The sequence below is a fragment of the Sinorhizobium mexicanum genome (genome assembly GCF_013488225.1).
Lineage (GTDB): Bacteria > Pseudomonadota > Alphaproteobacteria > Rhizobiales > Rhizobiaceae > Sinorhizobium > Sinorhizobium mexicanum.
In genome coordinates this window covers 1,804,032-1,814,663 of record NZ_CP041241.1, presented here as the reverse complement: position 1 = coordinate 1,814,663, position 10,632 = coordinate 1,804,032, and the positions used below count along the sequence as shown (strand labels likewise).

At 61.7% G+C, this 10,632-nt stretch carries 10 protein-coding genes; 7 read left to right on the top strand and 3 right to left on the bottom strand.

The features are described 5' to 3' along the window. Positions 1 to 44 precede the first annotated feature (44 nt). Positions 45 to 1,868: a tetratricopeptide repeat protein gene (locus FKV68_RS32360; protein WP_180942974.1), complete on the top strand. Its 1,824-nt coding sequence runs from the start codon at positions 45 to 47 to the stop codon at positions 1,866 to 1,868. 225 nt (positions 1,869 to 2,093) lie between these two features. Here the strand turns inward: FKV68_RS32360 and FKV68_RS32355 are convergent, their stop codons facing one another. The 3 genes from FKV68_RS32355 to FKV68_RS32345 form a co-directional block, all read right to left on the bottom strand. Next, positions 2,094 to 3,389, bottom strand: a complete 1,296-nt coding sequence (locus FKV68_RS32355; protein ID WP_245182008.1) for a DUF2778 domain-containing protein — start codon at positions 3,387 to 3,389, stop codon at positions 2,094 to 2,096. 365 nt (positions 3,390 to 3,754) lie between these two features. Continuing rightward, a complete protein-coding gene (locus FKV68_RS32350; RefSeq protein ID WP_180942973.1) occupies positions 3,755 to 4,522 on the bottom strand; it encodes a pyrroline-5-carboxylate reductase in 768 nt (255 codons plus the stop codon). Beyond that, positions 4,523 to 5,242 carry a GntR family transcriptional regulator gene (locus FKV68_RS32345; RefSeq protein ID WP_180942972.1) on the bottom strand — a complete coding sequence of 240 codons (720 nt, stop codon included), beginning with the start codon at positions 5,240 to 5,242 and terminating at the stop codon, positions 4,523 to 4,525. It abuts the gene before it with no gap. A 197-nt stretch (positions 5,243 to 5,439) separates the two neighbouring features. Between FKV68_RS32345 and FKV68_RS32340 the strand changes: the two genes are divergently transcribed. The 6 genes from FKV68_RS32340 to FKV68_RS32315 all read left to right on the top strand — a co-directional run bounded on the left by FKV68_RS32340 (position 5,440) and on the right by FKV68_RS32315 (position 10,604). After that, positions 5,440 to 6,273, top strand: a complete 834-nt coding sequence (locus FKV68_RS32340) for a substrate-binding periplasmic protein (RefSeq protein ID WP_180942971.1) — start codon at positions 5,440 to 5,442, stop codon at positions 6,271 to 6,273. A 174-nt stretch (positions 6,274 to 6,447) separates the two neighbouring features. Continuing rightward, on the top strand, positions 6,448 to 7,227 hold the full coding sequence (locus FKV68_RS32335) for an amino acid ABC transporter ATP-binding protein (RefSeq protein ID WP_180942970.1): 780 nt from the start codon (positions 6,448 to 6,450) through the stop codon (positions 7,225 to 7,227). Between the two features lie 9 nt (positions 7,228 to 7,236). Further along, on the top strand, positions 7,237 to 7,899 hold the full coding sequence (locus tag FKV68_RS32330) for an amino acid ABC transporter permease (RefSeq protein ID WP_180942969.1): 663 nt from the start codon (positions 7,237 to 7,239) through the stop codon (positions 7,897 to 7,899). Between the two features lie 11 nt (positions 7,900 to 7,910). Next, a complete protein-coding gene (locus tag FKV68_RS32325) occupies positions 7,911 to 8,576 on the top strand; it encodes an amino acid ABC transporter permease (RefSeq protein WP_180942968.1) in 666 nt (221 codons plus the stop codon). A gap of 28 nt (positions 8,577 to 8,604) precedes the next feature. Then, positions 8,605 to 9,483: a dihydrodipicolinate synthase family protein gene (locus tag FKV68_RS32320; RefSeq protein ID WP_180942967.1), complete on the top strand. Its 879-nt coding sequence runs from the start codon at positions 8,605 to 8,607 to the stop codon at positions 9,481 to 9,483. Positions 9,484 to 9,569: 86 nt separating this feature from the next. Then, positions 9,570 to 10,604, top strand: a complete 1,035-nt coding sequence (locus FKV68_RS32315; RefSeq protein ID WP_180942966.1) for a proline racemase family protein — start codon at positions 9,570 to 9,572, stop codon at positions 10,602 to 10,604. Positions 10,605 to 10,632 lie beyond the last annotated feature (28 nt).

Below are 10,632 nucleotides of genomic sequence, written 5' to 3'. Positions count from 1 at the left end.
AGTTGACCTTTGCCACAAGCGCTCACCTTCACGGGAATGGTTGCATGCGCAAGCTGGCCGCGGTTCTCTGCATTGATGTCGCCGGATACAGCAAGCTGATGGGGCGCGACGAGGCTGGCACACTTGCCCGCGTCAAGGCAGCTTTTGCTGCATTCGGTCCCGCCCTGGAACGACACCATGGTCGCGTGGTCAAGCTGATGGGCGACGGCGCGCTGATCGAGTTCGCAAGCGCAGTTGATGCGGCGGTGTGCGCCATTGCGCTGCAAGGCGTTGCCTCAGCAACCGACCCGACGCTTCGCTTCCGTATGGGCCTCAACCTGGGAGATGTGATCGTCGACGAGGGAGATCTCTACGGGGAAGGGGTCAACATCGCAGCACGGCTGCAGGCCCTCGCCCAGCCGGGCGGTATCATACTCTCCGAGACGGTGCGCGAGCACGTAGCCGGAAAATTGAACGTTGCCCTCGAAGACCTCGGGCCGATGTCGCTGAAGAACATCGAGCGCCCTATCCGTGCCTTCGCCGTCCAGGGTGAGGCACCGACGGAAGCAGGAGCCGGCCGCGAGCCGGTCGGAGTCTGCGTCTTGCCCTTCGCCAATATCAGCGGCGATCCGGAGCAGGACTATTTCAGCGCGGGCGTTACCGAGGACATCATCATCGATCTGAGCAAGCTGTCTTCTCTGACCGTCGTTTCCCGCGCGACATCCTTTGGCATGAAGGGCCAGGGTGCCCGGGCCATCGCCCAGCAGCTCAACGTGGCCTATGTACTGGAAGGCAACGTACGCAAGGCCGGTGAACGAATGCGCCTTTCTGCGAAGCTGATCGACGGGACAAACGACGCGACCGTCTGGGCTGAGCGTTTCGACCGAGACATCAAGGACGTGCTGGCGCTGCAGTCGGACCTGGCAAAAGCCGTCGTCGAGGCGCTTCGACTTCGACTGCTGCCTTCGGAACGCCAGGCGCTGGAGCGTTACGCGCCGACTGATCCCGAGGCATACAAACTGTTCCTTCTGGCACGGGAATACAACATCACGGGGTCGGAGCGGCACTTGCCACTGATCATCCGGCTCTGCCGCCGCGTGACCGACCTGGAACCGGGCCACGCGCGTGCCTGGGCCCTGCTTGGCGAAACGCTCCATCGCCTCCGACGCAGCGTCGGCGGTGCCGATACGGGCGAAGCCGAAATTGATCGCGCCCTCGAACTCGATGCCTGCATTGCCAGCGCCCATGCCGCGAAGGCGTTGCAGTTTCTTTACAGGGGTGAGTTCGAGGAGGCCGAGCGTCACTGCGGGATCGCGCTCGAGCTCGAGCCGGACGACTACGCCGCCAACCTGGCCGCCGGGCGGACCTTCCTCATGCAGCGTCGGTTCGACGAAGCCATCCGCCACTTTGAGCGGGCCGCAGAGCTGGCGCCGGGAGACTACAATGCTGCCGCCATGGTCATCCAATGCTACCAGGGCAAGGGCGACGAGCAGGCCGCGCTCGACGCCTGCCGCCGTGCGCTGGTACGCATCGAGCGCATCGTGGCTGCCGAACCCGATCATAGCGGCGCGATCGGACATGGCGCCGGTATCCTTGCGCTTCTCGGCGATCATGAGCGGGCCCGCGAATGGGCGTCACGGGCCAGTCTGCTCGAGCCCGATAACATTCAGCTCCAGGTAAACCTTGTTTGTGCCTGGGCGATCAGCGGTGATACCGCCGCCGCATTGGACGCCCTCGATCGCATCGTCCCCAAGATGAGTCCTGAACTGCTGGTGTGGATGGAAAACGACAATGACCTGGACAGCTTGCGCTCGCTGTCACGGTTCGGTCAAATCATGCTTGCCGCAAGAGCCCGCTTCCAAGATGCAGCTACGGCTGTCGGTGATTAATGCACATGGCCAAGGTTGCAGAGAGCCGATCGGCGCGATGCCGCTCAGGGACCGGGAGGTTAGGTCAACGTTCAGGCTCTAGATCATTTCAATGTTTCATCGAAACAGTGAAATGATCTAACTCTTTGAAACTACGTAATTCCGGACGGACAACCGTTACACACTTTTTCTGGAATTGCTCTAGTGCCGCTTGTTCCTTCAACAGTCGGCTGTCGGGTGTTGCTGTCAGGAGCTCCTGCCGTTCGAAGCCAGGCGCATGCCGGCAGCGCGTCCGCCGCTCGGCACCACGACGATCTGCTTGACCTTGCCTTGTTTGAAGGCAGTGAGGAAACGCGGGTAGTCCCTGAAGGCGACGCAGCCATGCGATTCCGCCCGATTGCCGCGCAGCAGGTAGCTGTGCGTCAGGAAGCCGTCGCGGCCATGCTTGTTCTTTCCGTCGACCGGCAGCATGCGGATTGCCTCGACGCCATGGAAGCGTGTTTCGCGCATCCTGAGATTGTAGGTATGCGGTGGCGTCGGTCCGGTCATCTTGACATTCACGTAACGCGGATTGTCGGCCATCTTGCCGATACCGGAATGGGCCTCGAGCACGCTGCCGTCGGGCATATATACCTTGGCGGCCGTGATATCGTAGACGGCGACGCCATCTCCGGCCCTGGCTCCGCTGCCAAAGATGTTGCGCAGGGCCTGTCCGAAGCCGCTGCCGGAACTGCTTTCCGCCGGATCGTCCGGCCGCGCATAGGCGAGCTTCTGCTTTCTTGGCGTTTCGCGTTCGTCGGCTTTCCCGGTCTCCTCGGCCTTTGGTTCTGCTCCGTCCTCGGTCTGCCCGGTCTCGGGTTTCTCCGTTTCGACTGCAGGCTTTTGGGCCTGATCGCCACGCGGACGGAACTGCGGCAGCGGGCCGGAGGAGGGCGTATCCTCATAGCCTGGCAGGGCGTCATCCTCGGCCATGTCGGGATCCTGCGAAGCTGCGAGGTTGTCCTCCAGCAACGCCGAGAAGGCAGCGCCGGTCGTTCCGCTCTGCGTGTGAGCGGCATAGGCCAGCAAGGGCAGGGGCTTGTCGGTCGACTTGGCGGGCAATGGCCCGATTGGGCCCGAAGCAGGTGCGTCAACCTTTGCAGGTGGGCGGGGCGACCCGGCGGATCCGGGGCGCTCGAAATGACCGGCGAGTTTCCCAGATGCCAATGCGGCCTGCTTCAGCAAGGCATCGAAAAGCGCCGTTTTGCCGCGGCTCTCGGCATCTTCCGGAACATCCGGACTGCGGGCGGATCGGCTGATGGTAAGGCTTGCGAACACGACGGGCTGCGCCGCCGCGGCGACGAGCCGCGTCGCCTGGCTGATCCTGGCGTGCTTGTCCCATGCGCGCTCCTTTGTCCTCTCCGCCAAATAAAGCTGCGGCTTTGGCAGGTGGTGGCCTGAACCATGAGCGAAGGGACTGCCCATAGCGGCCAGGCTGACGGCGGACCACACAGCCGCGCCGGCAAGGGCGGTGCCGCAGCAGGTGATCAACAGTGGGCGCAACAGACGGTGCAAAGACTGTGGGCGAACGATCTTACTCAACAACGCAAATCAAGCCAAAAAATCACGCAAAAGGCCCTCAGGCCGGCGAGCGACCACCGCTGCGCGACTTCCGGATTGTCCCCTCATGACGACTGATGGAGATAAGATGGACAACTATGGTTAAATTTTGCTTTCCAGAAACCCAGATTGATCCGAACCGGCATTCTTGTGAGCGCTCACCTCGGGGTGCCCGGTATCGGCATTATTTTGGTCCGGCGCGTCCTGCGTCCAGTCAGAGCTACCGGGACGTGCCGAAGCCGCGCTGCCGGAATGCCGCCGAGCCGCCCTTTCGGAGGGGAGCCTGCAAGTCGTCGAGCGGCGTTTTTCTAGCGGCGAACGCGCTCCAGCACGCCTTCGAGGGCGCCGATCAATGCTTGGCTCCCGCCGCTACGATGGAAGTCTTCGAACATCTGCTCGTTCAAACCGCCCGGCGTCGAAAACTCGCGTCTGAGAATGTCGAGCGGCGTTTGACCGGTCCTGACAGCTGTCTGCGCGAGATTGGCAAAGAGCGGCGCCAGATAGGCACGTGCCTTCTCGCTCGCCATGCCCTTTTCCGCCATCCAGGTGGTCGCCCGGTCGAGGATCCCGAAATAGGTGCCCATCAGCGCGCTGGCGACGGCGAGCAGGTCGTATTCCTCTTTCGTCTCGCATTCGACGGCGCTGCCGAGCGCGGCGAAGATTTGGGCGATCTCGGGGTGGGGCGGGTAGATTGCGGTCACGCCTTCCCGTTCGGCCACGAAGGGCAGCGGGATCGCCTGCGTGAGGTTCACGTCCTCCTTGATCCAGCTCAGGAGCGTGGAACGATCCGTCGCCGCGACGACGCTGACGACCGCCTGGCCCTTCCGGAATGCGAGCCCGCCGATCACCTCTTCCGCGATCTGCGGCCGAATCGCGAGAAACAGGATGTTCGCCGCATCGACCACTTCCTGATTGTCCGTGGCGATCCGCACCGAAGGAAACCGGCTCGCGAGCCGGGCGGCAATCTCCCGATTGCGAGGCGAGACGTGGATCTCCGTGATACCGAGCCCGGCGCCGACGATGCCTGTCACCATCGCCTCGGTAATCGCACCTGTGCCGACGAAACCGATACGCATCTATTCTGCTGCCTTCCGCCGCCCGAGCGATACATCCGTCGTGTAGTTCTCGCGCATGAAATTGATGAAGTTCTGCTGGAACTGGCGCGTGTGGGCATGTGCCAGCTCGTCTGCGAGATCGACATTCTTCGCCCGGATCGCCTCGAGCATCAGATTGTGCTCGTCCGTCAACAGGTAACCTTCGTGCGTCCGCTCCAGATACTCGAAATGGAGATGGAGCATTCGCTGGCCCTGGTTGAGGAGCCGTTCGTAGAAGGACGCGAGATACGGATTCTTGCCGGCCCTGGCGATCGCCATATGGAACTGCTTGTTCGCCTCGGACATCTGAAGGTGATTTCCGGTTTTCACGGCCGCCTCGAATTCCTTCTGACGCTTGGCGATGGCCTTCAGGTCGATATCGGTCCTGAGCTCCGCCGCAAGACGGGTGTTCATGCGCTGCGCGATGTCGAGCGCCTCCACATATTTCGGAAACGTTGCGACCTCGATCGGGGCCACGATCGTGCTGCGGTTCGATAGTGTGACCACCAGTTCCTCGCCCGCGAGCCTGATCAAGGCTTCACGGACGGGTGAGCGGGACATATCGAACCGTTCGGCCAGCGTATTCTCGTCAAGAAGCTGGCCGGGGGGGAGTGTGAGCGCCAGGATCTCGTTTCTCAACGTCTCGTAGACGCTTTTCCAGCCCGTCCCTTTGGCTCGCTTGGTTTCTGCTTCGTCAGACACTTAGGTCCCTTTCCGTCGTCCGGACGCATAAGGCCAGATTGCTCCTGCGCTGACAATGTAATTTTTCCGCTTGACTTTGTCGACACGAAGACGACATTAATTGTCGTGTCGACACGAAGACGACACAAAAGCGAAGATCGGCTGAAGCCGACGAGAGGAACCGCGCGTTACGCGCACGTCAAACAGAGGAACTGACGATGCTGTCGAAGATGCTTTCGCCCGTGCTGCGGGCGCTGCCTGCGCTTGCCCTAATCACTGGTCTTTCAACCACCGCTGCTTCCGCCCAAACGGCCGATGGCTATTGGCAAGGCGTGCAGAATGCAGGTGTCCTTCGTTGCGGCGCGGCCGTCGCCCCGCCCTATGTCATGCGTGACCCGGCAACGGGCGAATATTCGGGCTTCTTCGCCGACCTGTGCCGCGAATTCGCCGACGCCCTCAAGGTCAAGCCGGAATTCGTCGATACGACCTGGGACAACATAGTCGCCGGTCTGCAGGCGGGAAAATGGGATGTCTCGCTCGCGCTGAACAGGACACCGGCCCGCGCCATGGCCGTGCAGTTCTCCGTTCCGGCAATGGAGTACCAGATCTCGCTTGCCTACAATAAGGAGAACCCGAAGGTTCCGGGCGGCGCGACCTCGGTCGCCGACATCGACAAGAAAGACGTAACGCTGGCGGTCATGTCCGGCACCGCCCAGGACAAGGCGATCACCGCCGCCGTGAAAAACGCAACCATCCTGCGTTTGCCGGGCAATGACGAAACGCGCCTCGCCGTCGTATCGCGACGCGCCGACATTCTCGTCGATGCCTCCGACACCAACCAGCTCTTCACGCAATCGAACCCTGACTGGGCGGTCGCGCTCAATCCGAAGCCGGCGCTGGCGAAGCAGGGCGTCGCCTTCGGTCTGCCACATCAGTTGTCAGGCGCTGATATCGAGGTGGTGAACATCTTCCTCGAGGAGAAGGTCGCGACCGGTCACGTGGACGAACTGATCCGCAAGGCTGTCGATCAGGTGCTGAAGAGCACGCAGTGACGACACGGCGTGTCTCTCCTTAGCTCGTAGCCGACTTAAGGAAAAATATGCAGCAATTCAAAGTGCTACAGCGACCTTTGCGCGTCGAGTGAAACACGCGGCGCTGTAGGGGCCGGGCGCGGCCACCGTTTGCCCGGCCACTCTCATCCCTTCTTTTGACCAGTGAGATCGGCAATGACCATGTCCTTCAGTGCCCCCCTTGTCAAAATCCAGTCCCTTCACAAGAGCTATGGACCGCATATCCAGGTTCTCAAGGGTCTCGACATCGAAATGAAGCCCGGTGAAAGGGTCGTCGTCATCGGCCCGAGCGGCGGCGGCAAAAGCACGCTGCTGCGGGTCATGATGGGACTCGAGAAAATCGACAGCGGCTCGATCAGCTTCGGCGGCAAGCCCTATATCTCGTCCGCGGGAACCGACAGGAAAACGGTGATCGACACCGAGGTACGGCGCTCGATCGGCATGGTGTTTCAGCACTACACGCTATTTCCGCATCTCAACGTCGTCCAGAACCTGATCCTCGCACCGTGCAAGGTCAGGGGTGAAAACAAGGCGAGTGCCACCAAACGTGCCCAGGCGCTGCTCGAGCGTTTCGGTCTTGGTGCGAAAGCGGGCGCTTACCCGGCGCAGCTTTCCGGCGGGCAGAAACAGCGCGTGGCGATCGCCCGCGCACTGATGCTCGATCCGAAGCTGATGCTGTTCGACGAGGTGACCTCGGCTCTCGATCCCGAGCTCGTGGCCGAAGTCGAGCAGGTCATCCTGCAGCTTGCCGCGCAGGACATGCCGATGATGATTGTCACCCACGACATGTGGTTTGCGAAGAACATCGCCTCACGCGTCATCTTCTGCGCCGGCGGTGTCGTCGTCGAAGACGGCCCACCGGAGCAGGTTCTCGGCTCGCCCAAGGAAGAGCGGACGAAAGAATTCATCGATCGCGTCTTCCATATCCGGCACTAGGAGGGTGAGATGGGTTACTCCTTCGATTTCCAGTCCATCGCCTTCGGACCGCTCTGGGATGGACTGATCGTCACCCTTGAGCTGACGGTCGCCGCCAATCTAATCGGCGTGGTGCTCGGCTTTCCGCTGGCGCTCCTTATCATGAGCCGTTTCGCCCCGATCCGGCTGCCGGCGATGCTCTTCGTCGAATTCTTCCGCTGCACGCCGGCGATCGTGCAGATCGTCTGGTTCTTCTACTGCGTGCCGATGCTGTTCAACGTCTTTCTCGGCTCGATGACGATGGGCATCCTGGCGCTCGGCCTCAACCTGATGGCGTTCAACGCCGAGGCCTATCGTGCAGCGATCCAGGCCGTTCCGCGCGAACAGCTCGACGCCGGTATCGCGCTCGGTCTCAATCCGCTGCAGCGCACCCTTTATATCGTCCTGCCGACCGCGGTTCGGGCGTCGATACCGGTCCTGCTCACCAATGGCATCGGCATCTTCCAGCAAACCGCCCTGGTCGCCATCGTCGCCGTGCAGGACCTCATGTACCAGGCGAAGACGCTTGCGACCGAGACCTATCGGCCGATCGAGACCTTCACCATCGTCGCGCTCGTCTACTTCGCCGTCTCGTTCCCTGTCTCGCAGATCGTCGGCTACCTCGAACGTCGCCGCCAACTGATGATGAGCTGAGGAGAAGACCCATGGCTCTCGACTTCTCCATTGTCCTTCGTTTCCAGGAAGCGCTCGCGCTCGGTCTCTGGATGACGATCAAGCTGACGCTGATCTGTGTCGTTCTCGGCTGCAGCCTCGGTTTTTTCATCGGCCTTGCCCGCACATCGCGCAGCGCCATCCTGCGCGCGGTCTCCAGTATCTATGTCGAGTTCTTCCGCGGCACGCCGGTGCTCGTCCAGCTCTTCTGGATCTTCTTCTGCCTGCCGCTGATCCTCGGCGTCGAACTCTCCAATCTCACCTCCGGTGTGATCGCACTGACGCTCTACATGGGCGCGATCACCAGCGAGACCTTTCGGGCCTCGCTGAAATCAATCGGGCCGGAGCAACTCGACGCCTGCGTCGCGCTCGGTCTTTCGCGCCGCGTCCAGGTGACGAGCGTCATCCTGCCCCAGGCGGTGCTCCGCGCCGTTCCGACGCTGCTGTCGAACTGCGTCAGCCTGTTCAAGGAAAGCGCGCTCGTCTCCGCCGTCGGCATGGCCGACCTAATGTTCGTCGGCCAGAACATTTCCAACAATACGGCGCGGCCTATCGAGGTGCTGACCGTCGTCGCTCTCATCTACTTCGTGATCGCGTTTCCGCTGACCCGTGCCGTCACGCTCGTCGAGCGGCGCGTGCTCGCCAAACTCGCGATCTGAACCGAATTCTTTCGAAAGGAGATACTTCATGAAACTCTCTGGCGTCATGCCCGCCCTCATCACCCCGTTCGACGCGAACAACAGGATAGACTTCAAGGCTTTCGAAAAGCTTCTGGCACATCTGCGTGATGCCGGCGTTACCGGCTGGGTTCCGAACGGATCGACCGGCGAGTATTTCAGCCAGTCCACGGAAGAGCGCCGCGACGTGCTGCAATTCGTCAAGGACTTTGCCAAACCGGGCGAAATTCTGATCGCCGGCACCAATGCGCCCGCCACCCGCGAGGTTATCGAGCAGACGGCGATCGCCAAGGAGATCGGCTACGACACTGTGCTGCTCGCGCCACCGTTCTACACTCGCCCCACGCAAGCAGAACTGATCCGGCATTATGAAACCGTGCTCGATGCCGTGGACGTGAACTTGGTCCTCTATTCCTATCCGGCCAAGGATGGCTCGGACATCGGTTTCGAGCTGATGGACCACTTCGCCGACAATCCGCGCGTGATCGGCATCAAGGAAAGCTCGGGGGTCTTGCAGCGCGCAATCGACATCGCCAGCCGCTACGACGGCCGCATTCAACTGGTTTCCGGCTCGGATGATATCGCACTCGACTTCATGTTCTGGGGCGCAGAGAGCTGGATCTGCGGGCCGGCGAACTGCATGGCCAAGGCGTGCTGCGATCTCGACCGAACATTCAAATCCGGTGATCTCGACAAGGCGCGTGCCCAGATGAAAACGCTCTACCGCGCGATGAACATCCTCGAAAGCGGCAAGTTCGTGCAGAAGATCAAGTATGGCTGCGAGCTTCAGGGCCTGCCCATGGGTGAGTGCCGCGCGCCGCTCGGACCGCTGACTGACGATGAAAAGGCCGAATTCCGCACGGCTATGGAGCCGATCCTGAACTGGTAATCCCTTGCCAAGGCGCCGGGTCCCGGCCGTTCGGCATTCAGGGAAGCGGCGCCTCGACAACTGTGCAAGGCCAAGGAGCTAGAGAGATGCGCTTCAGCAAAGTCCTTTCTGTCGTTGACTGCCATGCCGAAGGCGAAAGCGGCAAGGTCATCGTCGGCGGCGTCGGTCAGGTTCCCGGCGAGACCATGTTCGACAAGCGGGTTCATCTCGAAACACACATGGACGCCATCCGCAAGATGGTGCTGTTCGAGCCGCGCGGGGCTGTCTGGCACAATGCCAATATCGTGCTCCCGTCCAACCACCGCGAAGCCGACATGGGCTATGTGATCCTGGAGACCACCGAATACCCGGCGATGTCGGGTTCGAACACGATGTGCGTAGCGACGGCGCTGCTCGAGACCGGGATCCTGCCGATGCACGAGCCGGTCACCGAGTTGACGCTCGAGTCTCCCGCAGGCCTGATCAAGGTGCGTTGCGAATGCGCCGATGGCAAGGTGACGAGCGTCCGGCTCGTGAACCAGCCGGCCTTCTGCTACCACCTCGACGCCAAGATCGAGGTTCCCGGTTTGGGCGCCGTCCGGATCGACGTCGTCTATGGCGGGATGACCTACACGATGGTCAACGCCGCCGATCTCGGCTTCTCGATCGACCCCTCGGAAGCCCGCGAGCTCTGCGAAATCGGGCAGAAGCTCAAATTCGCGGCCGCCGAGCAGTTGGCTGTCGAGCATCCGGAGAACCCGGCCATATCGGGCATCACCAACACACAGTTCATGGGGCCGCTTCGGCGGGAGGATGGCCAGCTCATCTCGAAGAACTGCGTCGTCGTCTCGCCGGGGCGTTGCGATCGCTCGCCCTGTGGCACCGGCTCGTCGGCGAGGCTGGCGCTCCTTCACGCCAAGGGGCTGATCCAGCCCGGCGAAACACTCATCCATGAATCGATCACCGGCAGCCGCTTCACCTGCACGATCGACGGCCTGACGACTGTCGGGAGGTACGACGCCGTCATACCGGCGATCGCCGGCCAGGCCTGGATCACCGGGCTCTGCCAGATGGGCATGGACCCGACCGATCCGTATCCCCAGGGCTTCACGGTGGCCGACACCTGGATGACCACAGTATGACGACCGCACCAGTCCGAGAGCAGAAAAC

What these genes read in the sequence shown, in the direction of transcription:
- FKV68_RS32360 (WP_180942974.1), top strand. Translation starts at nt 45, where the DNA reads ATGCGCAAGCTGGCCGCGGTTCTCTGCATTGATGTCGCCGGATACAGC.
- FKV68_RS32350 (WP_180942973.1), bottom strand. Translation starts at nt 4,522, where the DNA reads ATGCGTATCGGTTTCGTCGGCACAGGTGCGATTACCGAGGCGATGGTG.
- FKV68_RS32340 (WP_180942971.1), top strand. Translation starts at nt 5,440, where the DNA reads ATGCTGTCGAAGATGCTTTCGCCCGTGCTGCGGGCGCTGCCTGCGCTT.
- FKV68_RS32335 (WP_180942970.1), top strand. Translation starts at nt 6,448, where the DNA reads ATGACCATGTCCTTCAGTGCCCCCCTTGTCAAAATCCAGTCCCTTCAC.
- FKV68_RS32330 (WP_180942969.1), top strand. Translation starts at nt 7,237, where the DNA reads ATGGGTTACTCCTTCGATTTCCAGTCCATCGCCTTCGGACCGCTCTGG.
- FKV68_RS32325 (WP_180942968.1), top strand. Translation starts at nt 7,911, where the DNA reads ATGGCTCTCGACTTCTCCATTGTCCTTCGTTTCCAGGAAGCGCTCGCG.
- FKV68_RS32320 (WP_180942967.1), top strand. Translation starts at nt 8,605, where the DNA reads ATGAAACTCTCTGGCGTCATGCCCGCCCTCATCACCCCGTTCGACGCG.
- FKV68_RS32315 (WP_180942966.1), top strand. Translation starts at nt 9,570, where the DNA reads ATGCGCTTCAGCAAAGTCCTTTCTGTCGTTGACTGCCATGCCGAAGGC.